A 17,316-nucleotide genomic window follows, 5' to 3' on the forward strand; every position below is an offset into this window, starting at 1 on the left:
TACAAGAAGTTGCTCTTTTTTTATTGTAATAAGTGGATTCAAAGTAATACTTTGTCTTTTATTGTAAATATAGAGCTTTTTTATTCTATTGTTAATTACACAGGGAGGAATTTGTTCATGCATCGTAAGTATACACGAAATATATTATGGATTGTCCCAATGGTTATTTTATTGTTGATGACTGCCTGTACGCCAAGATCTGATTCATCGGAGCAACGAGCAGATGGCAAGGTAGAAATCGATTTTTGGACATTTTGGGGTTCGGAGACTCGTCGTCCGATTATCGAAAAGATTATCAGTGACTTCAATGCTTCGCAGGATCGCATTATTGTTAAGCATACATACCTCCCTTTTGGTGATATTTGGACAAAGAATCTTGCGGCAGTGGCGGCTGGTAATCCGGCGGATGTCATTATTAATGATTACGCCAACGTAAATCTCCGGGCGAGCAAAAATCAAAATACCAATCTAACCCCTTATTTGCAAAAAGATAATATTGAAGCCAATTTCTATCCAGAATTATGGAAAAATGTACTTTATAACAATGAAGCATATGCGTTACCGTTCAATACGGATACACGAATGCTGTATTATAACAAAACCGCTTTTAAAGAAGCAGGGCTTGATCCCAATCATCCTCCACAAACATGGGCAGAATTGGAAGAGTATGCTCAAAAATTAGATAAAAAAAGTGGCGATACCTATCAACAAGTTGGGTTCTATCCACTTTGGGGTGATTTTGGGATAGATAGTTGGTTGATCAACGGAGACAACGGTCAAGGGTACTTTGATGATAATAATCAGACCACGATCAATACTCCGGGCAAAGTAGACACGCTGAAATGGTTGCTGTCCTGGCAAGATCGTCTAGGTCGTCAGACGGTAGATGCGATGAAAGCCGAATTCGGTAATGGACAAAGCGATGCTTTTATTTCAGGTAAAGTCGCTATGTATATTCAGACAGGAACGTATAACACTCAACTTGAAGAGTTTGGCAAAGACCTCGATTTTGGTGTAGCCCCGATTCCAGAACGTGAAAGTGGTTCCGGTCATTGGAGTAGTGGTGGTGGATTCGTTGTAGAAATTCCTCGCGGAGCTAAGCATCCAGCGGAAGCTTGGGAATTTATGAAGTATCTAACAGGTGTAGAAGCTCAGAAATACTGGGCCATCAAAAATTTTGATAATGTCGCTAATATGGAAGCCGCACAAGATCCAGAAGCGAATCAGAATCCAGTCTACAAAGCTTCAGTGGAAAATCTAGAAAGTACCAAATTATTCCCTATTCCATTAAGTGCTCCTGATTATAAAAATCTAATTAATCCACATATGGATGCTGTATTGCTGGGAAAAGAAACGCCCGAGCAAGCTTTAGCAGCGGCGCAACAAGATATACAGAACTTGATGGCGCAAAATACAAAATAAATCAATCATTATGTAATTCAAGTGTAGAGGCGAGAGTGGACTCGGAGCTAATCCTTGTTAAACTCTCGCTTCCTACGTTCATAAAGGGGGTCAATCATGAAAGCAACGATCGGGCATAAACGTCCGAAACTGTCTAAATTAGCCCGTCAGGAAGAAAGACAAGGGTATATGTTTATACTGCCGTGGTTGATTGGATTATTTGGGATTACATTGTTTCCTATGTTATTTTCGCTGTATGCCAGTTTTACCAATTATGATGTGACCTCACGAATGGACTTTATCGGGATAGACAATTATAGACGGATGTTTTCCGATGATCCTTTGTTCTGGACGTCTTTAGGAAACACATTATATTATGTTGTATGGATGGTTCCTCTAACGACGATCGGTTCTGTGCTACTGGCTTTGTTATTAAATGAGAAGATCTTAGGGATGCGCTTTTTCCGCACGATCTATTATTTGCCTGCTGTACTATCTGGAGTCGGTGTCTATTTTCTATGGATGCAATTATTAAGTCCAACCAGTGGGTTAATCAATACCTTATTATCTTGGGTAGGTATATCAGGTCCTGCTTGGTTAAGTGATCCGGTATGGACTAAGCCGGCGATTATTTTGATGAAAATGTGGGCAGTAGGCGGAGGGATGTTACTATATCTAGCGAGCTTACAAGGTGTACCTTCACAACTCTATGAAGCGGCTAAATTAGATGGAGCTTCTGTGTTTCGTCGATTCTGGCATATCACGTTGCCGATGATTTCGCCTGTCATTTTCTTTGATGTTGTAACCAGTTTTATCGGTGGATTTCAAGTATTTCAAGAAGGATATGTTATGACTGAAAGTGGCAACGGTGGACCTATGAATTCACTGCTTTTTTATAATCTGCATATGTGGCACAAAGCGTTTACTGTGTTTGATATGGGCTATGCCATGGGTATGGCATGGGTGCTATTTGTGATCGTGCTTGTACTCACTTTAATCAATATGAAATTATCCAGACGCTGGGTGTATTATGAAGGAGATGATCAATAATGGGACGTGTACAGCCATATATCTCACCGCAGATACATCATAAAAAGCGTCTATCTCCACGTCAAATCATTATTTTTATCATTCTGGCATTAGGAAGTGTCTTATTCTTATTGCCCCTCTGGTGGATGATCGCAACATCGTTAAAGTCGATGCAAGAAATTGCTCAATATCCGCCTACGTTTATCCCGCAAGAATTTCATCTGGATAATTATATTCGTACATGGGCAGCAGCTCCATTTACTCAATATACGTTGAATACATTATTGCTTTCCTTTTTTGCAGTCACTGGTAATGTGATTGTGAACGCATTTGTTGCGTATGGATTTGCACGTATTCGATTTCGTGGTAAAAAAATATGGTTTTCGATTTTGCTAGCGACTATGATGATTCCGGGATTTGTTACCCTTATTCCGCAATATGTGATGTTTTCCAAATTACATTTGGTGGGCACTTATTATCCGTTAATTATTCCGCAGTTTTTGGGAAGTGCTTTTTATATTTTTATGTTGCGACAGTTTTATTTAAGTATTCCTCGTGAACTGAGTGAAGCCGCGAAGATTGATGGAGCCAGTCACTTTTATACATGGTTAAGAGTGATTATTCCACTATCCAAGCCTGCACTAGCAACGATTGCGATTCTTTCATTTAACGGCGCATGGAATGACTTTTTGGGTCCACTGTTGTATGTAAATGATGAGTCGCTGTATACCTTACAAATCGGTCTGCAATCTTTTCGAGGAAGTGTACAGACACAATGGAATTATCTGATGGCAGGTTCTGTACTGGTATTATTGCCTGTGATTGTGTTGTTCTTTATTTTTCAACGTTATTTTATCGAAGGGATGAATTTGACCGCAGGTACCAAAGGATAAGTCACTATAGTATTGCAACTCCATTAAGCGTTATCCTATTCTACCGAAGAAAGGGATACGCTTTTTTGGTGTGTTAGGATAGTATGATAGAGCAGAAGATAGATCTAGCAACAATGTGAATATGGTGGTGAACAAAATGAGAGTGCTAGAATTGACGATACAAGAGTTATTAAAGATTCCTTTGTTACATCAAACGAAGGTGATAAGCGGTGCACAAGGGCTGGATCGTGTAGTCAAAACGATTGATATTATTGAAGAACCTTATGAGATTGCAGGAGATAAGCAAGGAGTACTTATTCTGGTGACCGCATATGCGCTTCGAGATCGTCCAGCGTTATTACTAACAATGATTCAACAGTTACATCAAAGTGGAGCAGCAGGTCTGGTGATCAAATCGGTACAGGTGCTTGATCATATTTCAGCAGAAGCGAAAGAGCTAAGTGATCAGTATGGACTTCCCTTGATCGAATTACCAGAAGACATTTCATATAGTGATATCACTCATGCTGTTATCGAACAAGCACTCCATCGACAAGAAGTGTTACTGCAACGATCAGATGAAGCGTATCGTACATTAACCACCATGGTTCTTGAAAATATAGGTATCCAAGCAGTAAGCGATCATGTGGCAGGACTACTCAAAGCACCTGTCGCTGTGATCAACCACAGTGAAGAATTGATCGTCTCCTCACCCATCGGTTGGGATTTCCATCATGCGCAGTATCCTGTCCGGCGAAATATTAATGTCGATCAGCGTAGTGTCGCTTATCTGTTAGTCGATAAAGAACATTTAGATGCAATGGAAGAAGTGGGGATTGAACAAGCACGATTAGTACTGGCGCTAGAACTGATGCGTAACAAAATTATCGAAGACACTGAAAACCGTTTACGAGGTAATTTTATAGATGAATTGATGACACCACCGGCTCCTCCTCGTCATGAAGTCGAAGATCGTGGTCAACAATTAGGAATGAATCCTTCTCATTTGTGGGAAGTGGCTGTGATTGAAGGACGTGTAGCACCGGATGAAGAATGGTTGACACGCTTATTGTACCAAGAAGCTGCCAAGTATAATATTCGTCCACATATCGAGTTTCGTAGTAATCGTGCGATTCTATTTCTACCTACACCTCAAGTGAATGCAGATTATGCGGGAGATCAGCGCCAACAGACTATTCCATGGGCAGATATTGTCTTGTCATGGTTAAATGATAAAGAAGGCAAATTAGCAGGATATCGCTCGGGTATTGGTCGCCCCAAAGCGTTGTGGGATATCCATGAAGGATTTAGCGAAGCCCGTAATGCACTAACGATTTCTCGCCGATTGAGCGGGGAAACCGCTTTGACCGCTTACAAAGATATCGAAGTCTATCATTTACTACGTGGCACGATGGATGAGAAAGGGTTCGGTATACTATTTGACCGTAAGCTCGGTAAGCTCAAGCAATATGACGAAGAACATACGACCGATTTATTACGGACACTTTTCTTCTATCTGGAAAGTCGAAGTAGCTTGATTGATACTGCTCATTTGCTATCGATCCACCGCAATTCAGTAAAGTATCGGTTAGAACGTATTCGAGATATTACAGGATTTGATCTTAACGATCCTCATGAGCAATTGGTCTACCAGATGTGCTTGATCTACTATTACCTGTTAGAACATCCCGAATAATGAAGTATCCAAGTCGTTTTCTCATCAGAGAGAACGGCTTTTTATTTTAAATTTTAGTTACATAGAAGCTTAATCAATTAATGATTTTGACCGATAAATAATAAGCAAGATAGTTAGCAAATGATGTTGTACTGGGGATAACAACAGAGATTGCACATGAATAAGTACGAATAGAGTTACATTTTTACAGGTAAACAGCATAATTAGGGGGAGTACGAAAAGGTATGGCAAGATTAGGATTTCGAGAAAAGATGGTTATTTATATTAGTATCGTTATTATTATTGGAAGTGGATTATTGGGTTATTATGCAGTTCAACGTGCCAGTAGCCAAATGATTCAAGCTTCTCACCAAAAACTACTTGGCGATCTGGAAAGTGGTTATTTGTTAATGGATGCGATGTATCCCGGGGAATGGGAAGCGCGTGATGGGAAATTGTATAAAGGCTCGCAGGTCATGAATGATCAATTTGCATGGATAGATCAATTTGGTCAAAAAACAGGGGATACCGCTACTTTATTTTTAAATGATACTCGAATTGCTACAAATGTGATCAAAGAAGATGGGCAACGTGCAACAGGTACCCAAATCTCAGATACAGTCGGTAATATCGTATTAAAACAAGGTCAATCCTATACAGGCGAAGCAAATGTGGTCGGGCAAGTCAATCAAGCCGCATATATGCCTCTTCAAAATGCTTCCGGTGAAGTGATTGGTATCTGGTATGTGGGTGTACCTAATGCTCCTTATGAAGAAGCCAATGCTAGTTTTGAAAAAGGGATTATTTTATTCGTTGTATTAGAAATTGTTGCTGCAATGATTGTAGTGTGGTTAGTAACGAAGCGTCTGTTACGTCCTTTAATTATGATCACTCGGGCTGCTGAGCAAGTCGCAGGGGGCAGTCTACAAGTAGAGCTTCCTGTAGTACGTAGTCAAGATGAGATTGGACGTTTAAGTCTGTCGATTCGTGCCATGATGGATAATTTATCGCATCTAATGGCAGACATTCGCCAGAATATGTATTCTTCGGCAAGTCAGATCAGTGATTCGTCAGAGCACTTTTCCAGATCACTCGAACAGATGAGTCATTCGTATAGTGAGGTTGTACTTAGTAATAAAGAAATGAATAGCAATGCGTCTTCAGGCAACCAAGTGATTCACGAATCCAACGATATTATGCAGACACTCTCACATCTTATTACTCGTGCTGCGATTCGTATCAACGGAGCTGTGCAGGATTCAGAATATACACAAGAAACAGCGCAACGAGGCAAAGAAACGATGACACAAACGATTCAATCGTTAGAAGCATTTGCCCAAGCCGCTGTTGAAAATGGGAAAATCGTACAGGAGTTAGATAGCTATTCCAAAGAAATTCAATTGATTGCACATACGATCTCAGAGATTGCAGGATCGACAAATCTACTAGCTCTCAATGCTTCGATAGAAGCTGCACGTGCAGGAGAAGCAGGGCGAGGATTCGCAGTAGTCGCTTCAGAAGTCAGACGACTGGCTGAACAAGCAAGTGAAGGAGCACAATCGGTAGAACAATTCACTTCCAAAATGAGTGTATCGATTACTCGTGCTGTAGAGACGTTAAACCAAGGTAGTCTCCATCTCGCATCCGGTCGTGCTGCGGCGCAATCATCTGAAGAAGCTTTGGAAGCGATCTGGCAAGCGGTAGGAACAACAGCGATCAGTATTGGTGAAGTATCTGTGATTGCTCAAGAAAAAATCGAGTGTTCTCAAAAGGTAAAAGCAAAATTAATTCAGTTAGAAGAAACGATTGAACATGCCCTTCAATCTTCTAATAAAGTATTGGTTGTATCAGAAACCGTAGGAACTGAGATTGAACAACTGGCGGCAAGCTCACAGCAGTTAGATGCGATGTCATCTCAATTGCAAGCAGCAGTATCCAAAGTTCTTTCGTAATCTAATCGGATAATGTCTTAGAAAATATCACAAACCAAATACCCGCTGAACCGACCATAGATGATCGATTCAGCGGGTATTTGTTGTACACATAGCCAATCTGTTCAAGTCCAAGCAGAAGGGTCCCAACGCAGATCAGAAGTGATCGGCATATCATGACTCACTTGTTCTAACAATGTATCTGCATCATCAGAATAGACCAATCGGCTTAACGAAGACGAACCTGAAAATCCTTCACGAACAGTATGTTGAATCAACTGTAACAGAGGTTCATAATACTGATTCACATTATATAATCCTAACGGCTTATGATGAATTCCAATCTGTGACCAGCATAATACTTCAAATAATTCTTCCAGTGTACCTAATCCACCGGGTAAAGCGATAAAAGCATCTGCCATTTCTTGCATCATTGCTTTACGTTCATGCATACTGTCGACTCGAATCAACTCACTTAATCCTTGATGGCCTCGTTCGCTATGTAGCAATCCAGCAGGCATAATTCCTGTGACTGTACCTCCTGCTTGTAAAGCGGCATCTGCGATAGCACCCATCAATCCCAGTCGTGAACCTCCATAAATCAAATGAATCTCATGTTCAGCAATACGTTGACCTAACAATGATGCGTATTGCAAATAATCACTATTATATCCTGTACCCGAGCCTGCAAATACACATATTGATCTCATACTATTCACTCCTTATGCAAGGTATATATCTGTATAGTATATATACCCTTTATCAGCGCAATATAAGAAAAAGCCTTGAATATATTCAAGGCTTGATCCCCTAATAGAACTTTAATAAAGAAATAGATAAGCAAAATTGAATTATTGCGGATTATTTGTCCATAGACCTGCGCTTTTCAGCAACACACGAGAAGGTAATTTAAGTGCAGCTACAACCAATTCAGCCAAATCTTCCGGTTGCATCATACGATCTTCTTCACCAATCGGTAGCCCTGCATTGACTGCAAGTGGCGTATTCACTGTACTTGGTGTTAGCGCAGTTACACGGATATTGAATTTGCGTACTTCTTGCATTAATGATTCAGTCATACCCATCACAGCAAATTTGGAAGCGCAATAAGCTGATCCTGTAGCGAATCCACGTTCACCCGCAGTAGAAGCAATATTGATAATATCTCCGCTTTCTTGTGCGATCATACCTGGTAACAATTCATGAGTCACATAGTATGTACCCATTAGGTTAACACGTAGAATTTGTTCCCATTCTGCCGGGTCCATATCAACCATTTTACCGAAGCTACCGATTCCAGCATTATTGATCAGAATATCTACACGTCCCAAAGAAGCCGCAAGTGAAGCAACTGCCTGACGTGCTTCTTCCGAGTTCCCGATATCTGCTGTCGCTGTAAATACTTGAATATCATAAGTAGAAGTCAATTCAGCCTTCAACTGTTCTAGATCTGAAGCAGTACGTGCTAGTAATCCTAATTGCACGCCTTCTTTCGCAAGAGCTTCAGCAATCGCTTTACCGATTCCTTTACCTGCTCCTGTGATAATAGCTGTTTTATGATGAATATCCATAGATGAAATCCTCCTAGTAATCGTGTGATAGATTGCGTACCTATTATACTCTTCCGAACTCATCGGGGCAAAATTAAAGCAATTACTTTTGAGAAAATGTAATAAAATCAGTTACAAATTCCGACAATTCCTATATACTGATATATTGTGGAATTTAATTCCTAGAAAGTGAAGGGATGCCTTTTGGATCAAGATTATGTTCAACCTATTATTGAAAAATTATTGCACCGCGCCAATAGTCATGTGCACGTGTTAACCAAACCGTATTTTCCAGGTGATCGTTCGATAGGTGGCAAGTTCGGTATGAACAGCCGTACGATTACTTTATATATTCAAGAAATTGAAGAACAATGTATCGAGCTATTTGGATCGTTACAACCTATCGAATCTTATATTCAGATCATTTTTGCTCATGAATTAGGTCATGCTCATGATCCGATGTTAGAAATGTTAGCTGATGAATTAGAGCAGTGTTCGGATTCTTTGCAGTGTGCACGGATTGCTTTGCGAATTGAAGAAAATGCGTGGGAATATGCACGCGATTTATTGCCTGACGTAGAACTTTTTATTTTTGAAACGATTCTGGATCGTTCTTTAGAAGCGTATTATGATGCGTTAAATGCCCATCAGACAGGGAATATTGCATGATCTTACATCTAACGAACTACCAATATACAATGATAAAAAGATAGATTAGTCACACGAACATGTGTACTGATTTATCTTTTTTTGTTACAATAAATACAAACTAGGAGGTGTATTTATGAAATTCAAAGATCCATCCAAGCGTCGTGTTATTTTGTTTATAGCTATGTCTTTAGACGGGTATATAGCGGATGAACAAGGAAGTGTAGAGTGGTTAGAACAGATTGAAGGGGAAGGTGATAACGGGTATAACGATTTTATAGAGCAGGTTGATACGATTTTTATGGGTAGACATACATATGAAGTTATTCAGGGGTTTGATATGCCTTTTCCATATCAGGATAAGCAGTGTTATGTATTTTCTCGTTCATCTCAGCAGGCAGACGAACATGTTACTCCTATTCAAGAAGAATTAACATCGTGGGTACCACAGCAATTAGAACAATCAGGTAAGCATATCTGGTTAATGGGCGGCGGTCAGCTTGTTCATGAATTTTTGCAACATCATTGGATCGATGAAATGATCATTACGATAGCACCTGTGATGTTAGGTTCAGGAATCCCCCTTTTCCGAGAAGGATTCCCGACCTCATCATGGATTGCTCAAGAGACTCGTTCGTATGGACAACTCGTCACACTACATTATGTTAAGCCTGACTTGCTGCAATCGCCTGCTCCAGATCAGCAATAATATCCGAAATATGTTCTGTGCCTACCGATAAACGAATCAATTCTGGACGTACGCCCGCAGCTAGTTGTTGTTCTTCCGTTAACTGCTGATGGGTTGTACTGGCAGGATGAATAATAAGCGACTTGGAATCACCTACATTAGCAAGATGTGAAAATAATTGAACTTGCTCAATCAATTTCTTCCCGGCATCAGCGCCACCACGAATCCCAAATGTCAGAATCGCTCCTTGACCTTTAGGTAAATATTTCTGTGCCAAATCGTAAGAAGGGTGACTGGCTAGACCGGGATAGCTTACCCATTCGACTTGCGGATGTTGCTCTAGAAAAGCAGCCACTTGACTAGCATTTTCACTATGACGTTCCATTCGCAGATGGAGCGTCTCTAATCCTTGTAACAATAACCACGAGTTAAATGGAGCAATCGGCGCGCCTAGATCACGCATCAGTTGTACACGGGCTTTGATAATATAAGCAATAGCACCTACCGCTTCGGTATACACCAAGCCGTGATAACTCGGATCAGGCTCAGTTAAGCCTGGAAATTTACCATGGGCTGTCCAATCGAACTTCCCACTGTCTACAATCACACCACCAATAGATGTACCATGACCTCCGATAAACTTGGTCGCCGAATGCACTACAATATCCGCTCCATGTTCGATCGGACGAAGCAAGTAAGGACTTGGAAAAGTATTATCGACAATTAGCGGAATCCCATGCTCATGGGCAATCGCAGCAACAGCTTCGATATCCAGCACATTTCCTAGCGGATTACCTACCGTTTCTGCATAAAGCGCTTTCGTCTGATCTGTAATCGCTGCTCGGAACGTCTCCGGATCGTCTGAATTAACAAATGTAACTTCTATACCAAGCTTAGGCAATGTATTAGCAAATAAGTTGTATGTACCTCCATATATACTCGCCGCGGATACAATATGATCACCGCTACTGGCAATATTGAGAATCGAAAATGTGATCGCGGCTTGCCCTGATGCGGTAGCCAGTGCACCTGCGCCACCTTCTAAAGCAGCAATCCGTTGTTCAAATACATCCGTTGTCGGGTTCATCAGACGGGTATAAATATTACCAAATTCGTTGAGTGCAAATAAATTAGCCGCATGTTCACTATCACGGAATCCATATGAAGAAGTCTGATATAACGGTACAGCTCTTGAAAAAGTAGTCGGATCGATTTCTTGTCCTGCATGAATAGCTAACGTTTCGAATGAAAAAGGTTGATGTTCAGACATAAGCTCAAATCTCCTTTAACCAAATAGAATAGGTGAATAGAGGCTGTCGAATCAGAGGTGTTGTTCATTCTCAATTTTACCTATTTTCGCATGATCTGATGTAATATTCAATCTTAATTTTATAATTCCTATAAAAATAGTATGCTTTATAGCTGGAGTACATATAGTTTTGTGAATAAAGTGTTGATATTTACGACATAAAAGCTTCTCTTGAATGACTTTCACTCTTTGAAAATAAGGGTAATATCAGACGAGGAGGGTGATCTTATGCGAAAACGTGATGCAACGAGAAGAAAGAATCTACCACGAAAATCACGTCGGATGCGTATACGTAAACCAGATGAAACCAGTCTTGTTGTGGATCTAACACATCGGCGTATCTTTACCAACAATCGGTATGAACTATTCCGGCTATTGAATGATATTTTTACAACACTTTGTTTTTTGACAGGTAGTTATTTCTTTTTTACCAGTGAAACGAAAACAGGCACGATTATGTTTATTATCGGTAATGCGAATACATTGCTGCGAGCGATTATTTCTATTATTCAACGTGTTCATATGGAATGGATTGACGATGAAAAAGGAAAAGAGACTTTTTATCCTTCTAAATAAACAGCAGGATATAAAGATAATATAAAGCACACCGTTTGCATTCAGATTATAGATGATTATGAAAACAAAAAACGGCAACAAAAAACCTCAACGATAAGAGTTGAGGTTTTTTTATATTTAACTCTAACATACGCTCTATTTAATTCTAAGATAGGCTCTATAGAAATGCTGATTACCGATTTACTTTTTTCAACGCTTTAGTCGCTGGGCCTTCAATCACCTCACCATTATAGGCGAATCGTGCTCCGTGACAAGGACAATCCCACGAGCGTTCAGCTTCATTCCAACCGACTTCACAACCCATATGGGTACATGTCGTATCCACCATATGTAGAGCACCCTCTGGATCACGATAAGCACCGGTGCGTTTCCCATGATGCCAAATGACTCCGCCTTCATCATTGTCCAGATCATCGGCTTTACGGCGGTTAAAGTCTAATTTACCTGTAATCATTTCTTTAGCCACATTCGCATTTTGGACAACAGCTGTTTTGATCTTAGTCAATAACGGTTGCTTGCGAGAAGGGTTAAACAGTTCAGCATACCGATTATCCCGACCCATAATCATATCTGTCATCATATGAGCTGCAAGTGTACCTGAAGTCATCCCCCATTTGGCAAAAGCGGTACCGACTAGAATATTCGGCTCATCTTCTGTGATATAACCAATACATGGGATATCATCAAGCGAAAATAAATCTTGAGCTGACCAGCGGTAGGGAATTTCTTTGATCCCCAGTAACATGCCTACAAAGTGTTCCAAACCTTCATAATGCGTAATCGTCTCATCTTCTTGACCTGTTTTGTGTCCATTACCGCCAACGATCAACATTTCTTGTCCATCAATCGTAGCCGAACGAAGAGAGTGTTTTGGTTCATCTACACTCAGATACATCCCACCGGCAAAAGTCGTCTCTGCACGAACCGCTAATGTATAAGAACGTTGAGCACGTAGACGAGCAAAGTAAAATCCATTCTGGTCAGTGACTGGATAATGCGATGCGGATACTATTTTGTCGCAAGTGATACCAAATTCCTGATCTTGTATCAACAGACGTGGACGATCTCCTGATTCCACTTCTTCAATCATCGTATCTTCATAGACTGTTCCACCAAGTAAAAGGAATTGTTGCAACAAGAACACAAGGTACTGTAACGGATGGAATCGTGCTTGATCCGGTAAAGCGATAGCTCCTTTGACACTTAACGGAATAGGCAACGAATCGACCCATTCGCCAGGAATACCCAGCTTACGGTAAGCATCCATTTCTTTTTCCAACTTTTTGAGTGTAGCATCGTCGGACTCTACATAGATGTAAGATGTCTCTTGTTGCCAATCACAATCAATCTGATGTTCTTCAACCAGACGGCGCATATAATGGAGTGCTTCTTGGGCACCTTCATAATAAAGAATAGCTTCTTCTTCACTAAAATTGCTGATCAACTCATCATAGATCATGCCATGTTGCGAGCTGACTTTGGCAGTTGTATATCCTGTCGTTCCATCTAATACTTTGCCACTTTCCACTAAGACTACTTTTTTACCTTCTTGAGCCAGTAGATAAGCCGCTGTAATGCCTGTGATCCCTGCTCCTACAACAACAATCTCTGTATCCATTTCTCCTTGCACACTAGGAAAAGTAGGCAGATCGACCGTAGCTCTCCACAGCGAAGATGGATATTCAGGTAAATTTTGAGGCGATGTATTTTCAGACGTTTCTTCATGAGATGGTTCTTGCATCGTTGTCCTCCGTCCGGTTCTGTAATAAGAACGTTGTAATTTGAAATTCATAGGTTTTCATTTTTATTATTACCACCGTATGGATAAGACTAAGCGCTTGGCTATACGTGAAAAGATGTATATGCAGGAATTTCATGGTAAAATAGAACACTTCACCAACTACAAAGGAGAGATACATATGACCCAAGCAACGAAAAAACGCAAATCACGTCTGTTTATCATGGGAAGTGTCGTTTTACTTTTGGCTGTAATGACAGGATGCCAACAAAGTCAATCAGCGACGCCAGCGACTACGGAACAACCGTCTACAACGCCAACCCAGACTACTGAAAATGCAGCAAGTAATCAAGCAAATAGCATATCAACAAGTTCCAAAGCAGATTCAACTACATTCACAGAAGAGCAAGTAGAGCAAGCTATCCAATTCGCTGCTAATTACAAAAAAGATCAATATACAGTAGGCGAGGAATACAAGAAAAAAACTTCACTAGAAGAAATGATCGAACAAGAAATGACGAAAAATGAATCCTATCTTACAGAAAAACAATTACAATATCAGACTGTATCCAGACTGCTCACTTTACCTATGCAGTTAGCTGTTAAAAAGCAAAGTACGTTAAGCCCTGAAGATCTAGAAATACACAAAAAAGAACCCCAAACCAGACAAGGGGTTCTGCAACTTTCTTATACAATGAAGATCGCTTTTGCGAACGGAGAGCCAAGTATTCCTGTCGAGGGCGAATTACAATTACAGCCTACCGCAGATACATGGAAAGTTAGCTATGATGTGTTTAATCATAACGACTTATTTAACATCATCAATGCCAAATCGTAAAGTGTAAACTACATTTGTATAGAAATATGATCATGGTAATTATCGCAATTATCGAAGTAATTCTTGTAAAGTCTGTTGCCAGCGTTCCAATACTTCGTCTGCTTGATGAAGCTCAATCGTGATACCGGAAGTAAGGGTAGCATATTTGGCGGTATCTTCGCGAATATGCTCGATGGTAGCGACAAATCGTGCTCTAGCATAGAGGGCATCTGGTAACGCTGGCAAAGGCGTAAGCGATACACGCAAAGCATAAGACACCCCTTGCCAGACAAACGTTAGTAACGCTTGCCCAGTACGTAAAATATTAGTGGTCGTTGTTGTACCTCCCCATAGAGCGAGTCGTAGATGCTCGCTATCTATGGCGATCACTTCACCGACACTAACCATGGCTTGATGCGGATAACCATCTTCATTAACCGTAAGAAGAGGCATCGCTAATTGCTTTTTTTCATGTAATTGCTGTCCATCGAATAACTCTAATAATACAGGGGAAAGTGAGACAGTATTCATCAGTAGACACATCCTTTTCTAAAAAAATGTCTTGCTATACCCTAACCATCTATGTTAAAAATATATTAATTATACCCGAGTCTGTTGAACCTGTAATCTCTGGGATAGAAGCAGGAAGATTCAACGACTTGAATTGGAGAAGGAGGTGAGGCAGGATGTTGTATTTCCTATTATCTATTACGCTTGAGCGCAGACCGCTTGGTAGCTATAGTATTATTCATTCATTTGGCGAAGACGGGAGAAGTCTGTCCAAAAATGAATATCTTTATTATGGCGAAATGCCGCTCCTGCCTTTATCTCCAGACGGATACAGAGCGTAAGTTTGTCTAGATACGAAGCTACGATTGATCGGTGCAACGGAAAGCAATTCCGATATAATCACTTCGTACGTTCTAGCAAGCCACACGTAACACTCTATACCTGCTGGCATATAAAGCGTCTGCTCTGATGCAAGCAAAAACAGAGAAGTCGCAGGGACATTTCCCTGCGGCTTTTTTGTGTTCTTTACCCTATGCGCACAGATCAGATCGCAAGGCAGAAGCGCATTTCCCTCTACTTTATATACTCAGAGGAGAATGAACAATATGTCTATTATGATCGCCTGTCAGCAGGTTCAACAATATTATGGTGCCGAGCATGTGTTAACGAATGTTACTTTTGAAATTCACAGTGGTCACAAAGTCGGTCTGATCGGAATGAATGGGGCAGGCAAAACAACGCTGTTTCGCATTTTATCCGGTCAAGACAAACCGTTTCAAGGAGAAGTCCATATCCAAAAAGGTGCTAGAGTGGGTTATCTGCAACAGATGCCTGTCTATGCTCCAGATATAACGATCTTAGAAGTTCTGCAAGAAAGCTTTATTCATCTGACCCAATTGCAAGAACGAATGGAGCAACTAAGTATACAGATGTCAGACGAACATCTGGGAGAAGAACAGATGCAACGGATACTTCAGCAGTATGGAGAAGCACTGGATACCTTTGAGCGTGGAGGCGGGTATGAAATGTCTGCTCGAATCGATCGAATCGCAAATGGTCTAGGGATTCCTGCTGAGCATTACGATCGGTCGTTCGAAGGACTATCCGGTGGAGAAAAGACCAAAGTCGGTCTGGCCACACTATTACTCACCGATCCAGATGTACTGCTTTTAGATGAGCCGACCAACCATCTAGATATGGATGCAGTCGTCTGGTTAGAACAATTTATCAGTCAATCGACAGCAACGGTAGTCGTGATTTCGCATGATCGTTATTTTTTAGATAAAGTAGTCCATCAAATTTTAGAACTAGAGGACGGAGAAGCTACCACGTATCCGATGAGCTATTCGGCATATCGAGATGAGAAACAGCGCCGTCTGGTCAGACAATTCGAAGATTACAAAGATCAGCAAAAAGAAATTAAACGCATCAAAGAGTCGATCAAACGTCTGATCGAATGGGGGAATCGTTCTAATCCGCCTAACCCATCGTTCCACCGCAAAGCCGCTTCGATGCAGAAAGCATTAGATCGTATGGAAAAGGTTAAACGTCCAATTATGGATCGTGCACAGATTGAACTGGATTTGAGACAGAAAGATCGTTCTGGTGATCGTGTATTAGTACTGGATCGAGTGAATAAACGCTATGGAGATAAAGTCTTGTTAAACCAAGCCTCGGCTCTATTACGATATGGGGAAAATGCCGCGATTATCGGTGGCAATGGTGCAGGCAAAACGACCTTATTACGTATGATACTGCAACAAGAATCAATCGATGCAGGAACATTGTCACTCGGCTCACGTGCTGAAGTCGGCTATCTGGCGCAAGAAGCCGCTCCACCTGATCTGGGAGAAACAGTACTGCAATGGTTCAAGCTAGCGGCGAAGATGGAAGAAGGCGAAGCCAGAGGACAGTTAGCGAAGTTCTTATTTTACGGATCAGACGTGTTCAAAAAAGTCTCCGGTCTATCGGGTGGCGAATGGAGCCGTCTCCGTCTAGCCATCCTGATGCACGAACGCCCGAATCTGCTGATTCTGGATGAACCAACCAACCATCTGGATATTTCCGCCAGAGAAGCACTGGAAGAAGCATTAGAAGAATTTCCAGGAACGATCTTGACGGTATCCCATGATCGCTATTTTATCAATCGAATTGCCGGTCAAATTTGGAGTCTGGATGGTGGAGTGTTGAGTGTGAATTTGGGGAATTATGAGGATTGGCGAGAGTGGCAGGAGAAGAAAATTAATAATTTCTTGGTATCAAATCATGAAATTAAAACATTATCTAAGAAGGACAACAGGAATAGTCAAATTTCAAAAGTGATTGAAAGTATAGAATCAATGGATAAAAAAGATCAAATAGAGGAATATATTCTTAAATTAGAGAGTGAATTATTGGAAATCAAGCAAAAATTTTTGCTAGAGTATTATCAGAATGAAAAAGAATTGCTAGAAATTAAAATAAGAGAAAGCGAAATCGAGAATAAGTTAGAACAATATTACGAAAATTGGATGGGATTATAAAAAAAAGGAACCTCTTTTAAAGAGGTTCCTTTTTTTATTTTGTATTAACC

16 protein-coding genes are annotated in these 17,316 nt (G+C 40.7%); 11 read left to right on the forward strand and 5 right to left on the reverse strand.

Translation table 11 applies throughout. The annotated features are described in order from the left end of the window. Positions 1-117: 117 nt before the first annotated feature. The 5 genes from PTI45_RS11290 to PTI45_RS11310 all read left to right on the forward strand — a co-directional run bounded on the left by PTI45_RS11290 (position 118) and on the right by PTI45_RS11310 (position 6,929). Positions 118-1,422: an ABC transporter substrate-binding protein gene (locus PTI45_RS11290; RefSeq protein WP_069327683.1), complete on the forward strand. Its 1,305-nt coding sequence runs from the start codon at positions 118-120 to the stop codon at positions 1,420-1,422. A 96-nt stretch (positions 1,423-1,518) separates the two neighbouring features. Beyond that, a complete protein-coding gene (locus PTI45_RS11295; RefSeq protein WP_069327684.1) occupies positions 1,519-2,451 on the forward strand; it encodes a carbohydrate ABC transporter permease in 933 nt (310 codons plus the stop codon). Then, positions 2,451-3,323 (forward strand): carbohydrate ABC transporter permease, encoded by an 873-nt coding sequence (locus PTI45_RS11300; protein WP_069327685.1) that lies wholly within the window; start codon positions 2,451-2,453, stop codon positions 3,321-3,323. The genes PTI45_RS11295 and PTI45_RS11300 overlap by 1 nt, the downstream gene beginning before the upstream one ends. Before the next feature lie 136 nt (positions 3,324-3,459). Further along, positions 3,460-4,998, forward strand: coding sequence for a PucR family transcriptional regulator (locus tag PTI45_RS11305; protein ID WP_069327686.1), 1,539 nt, complete (start codon positions 3,460-3,462; stop codon positions 4,996-4,998). A 224-nt stretch (positions 4,999-5,222) separates the two neighbouring features. Then, positions 5,223-6,929 carry a methyl-accepting chemotaxis protein gene (locus PTI45_RS11310; RefSeq protein ID WP_069327687.1) on the forward strand — a complete coding sequence of 569 codons (1,707 nt, stop codon included), beginning with the start codon at positions 5,223-5,225 and terminating at the stop codon, positions 6,927-6,929. A 104-nt stretch (positions 6,930-7,033) separates the two neighbouring features. Here the strand turns inward: PTI45_RS11310 and PTI45_RS11315 are convergent, their stop codons facing one another. Together PTI45_RS11315 and PTI45_RS11320 are read right to left on the reverse strand one after the other, a co-directional pair. Beyond that, the gene (locus tag PTI45_RS11315) at positions 7,034-7,618 is read right to left on the reverse strand and encodes an LOG family protein (RefSeq protein WP_069327688.1); all 585 of its coding nucleotides are present in this window, start codon (positions 7,616-7,618) and stop codon (positions 7,034-7,036) included. A gap of 141 nt (positions 7,619-7,759) precedes the next feature. Then, positions 7,760-8,479 carry a 3-ketoacyl-ACP reductase gene (locus PTI45_RS11320; RefSeq protein WP_069327689.1) on the reverse strand — a complete coding sequence of 240 codons (720 nt, stop codon included), beginning with the start codon at positions 8,477-8,479 and terminating at the stop codon, positions 7,760-7,762. Positions 8,480-8,662: 183 nt separating this feature from the next. Here PTI45_RS11320 and PTI45_RS11325 point away from each other — a divergent pair, with 183 nt between their 5' ends. Together PTI45_RS11325 and PTI45_RS11330 are read left to right on the forward strand one after the other, a co-directional pair. Then, on the forward strand, positions 8,663-9,127 hold the full coding sequence (locus PTI45_RS11325) for a hypothetical protein (RefSeq protein ID WP_069327690.1): 465 nt from the start codon (positions 8,663-8,665) through the stop codon (positions 9,125-9,127). Between the two features lie 115 nt (positions 9,128-9,242). Then, the gene (locus PTI45_RS11330) at positions 9,243-9,815 is read left to right on the forward strand and encodes a dihydrofolate reductase family protein (protein ID WP_069327691.1); all 573 of its coding nucleotides are present in this window, start codon (positions 9,243-9,245) and stop codon (positions 9,813-9,815) included. Here the strand turns inward: PTI45_RS11330 and PTI45_RS11335 are convergent. Next, positions 9,772-11,064, reverse strand: coding sequence for a homocysteine synthase (locus PTI45_RS11335; protein ID WP_069327692.1), 1,293 nt, complete (start codon positions 11,062-11,064; stop codon positions 9,772-9,774). The genes PTI45_RS11330 and PTI45_RS11335 overlap by 44 nt on opposite strands. A gap of 267 nt (positions 11,065-11,331) precedes the next feature. Between PTI45_RS11335 and PTI45_RS11340 the strand changes: the two genes are divergently transcribed. Then, on the forward strand, positions 11,332-11,679 hold the full coding sequence (locus tag PTI45_RS11340) for a YrhK family protein (protein ID WP_069327693.1): 348 nt from the start codon (positions 11,332-11,334) through the stop codon (positions 11,677-11,679). Between the two features lie 172 nt (positions 11,680-11,851). Here the strand turns inward: PTI45_RS11340 and PTI45_RS11345 are convergent, their stop codons facing one another. Continuing rightward, positions 11,852-13,420, reverse strand: a complete 1,569-nt coding sequence (locus PTI45_RS11345) for an FAD-dependent oxidoreductase (RefSeq protein WP_069327694.1) — start codon at positions 13,418-13,420, stop codon at positions 11,852-11,854. Between the two features lie 178 nt (positions 13,421-13,598). Here PTI45_RS11345 and PTI45_RS11350 point away from each other — a divergent pair, with 178 nt between their 5' ends. Then, a complete protein-coding gene (locus PTI45_RS11350; protein ID WP_069327695.1) occupies positions 13,599-14,255 on the forward strand; it encodes a hypothetical protein in 657 nt (218 codons plus the stop codon). A gap of 48 nt (positions 14,256-14,303) precedes the next feature. Here the strand turns inward: PTI45_RS11350 and PTI45_RS11355 are convergent, their stop codons facing one another. Further along, positions 14,304-14,765 (reverse strand): pyridoxamine 5'-phosphate oxidase family protein, encoded by a 462-nt coding sequence (locus PTI45_RS11355; RefSeq protein ID WP_069327696.1) that lies wholly within the window; start codon positions 14,763-14,765, stop codon positions 14,304-14,306. A 155-nt stretch (positions 14,766-14,920) separates the two neighbouring features. Here PTI45_RS11355 and PTI45_RS24140 point away from each other — a divergent pair, with 155 nt between their 5' ends. Further along, positions 14,921-15,085 carry a hypothetical protein gene (locus PTI45_RS24140; RefSeq protein ID WP_161594256.1) on the forward strand — a complete coding sequence of 55 codons (165 nt, stop codon included), beginning with the start codon at positions 14,921-14,923 and terminating at the stop codon, positions 15,083-15,085. A gap of 264 nt (positions 15,086-15,349) precedes the next feature. Continuing rightward, on the forward strand, positions 15,350-17,266 hold the full coding sequence (gene abc-f, locus PTI45_RS11360; protein ID WP_069327697.1) for a ribosomal protection-like ABC-F family protein: 1,917 nt from the start codon (positions 15,350-15,352) through the stop codon (positions 17,264-17,266). Positions 17,267-17,316: the final 50 nt, after the last annotated feature.

This window comes from Paenibacillus nuruki (assembly GCF_001721045.1).
Lineage (GTDB): Bacteria > Bacillota > Bacilli > Paenibacillales > Paenibacillaceae > Saccharibacillus > Saccharibacillus nuruki.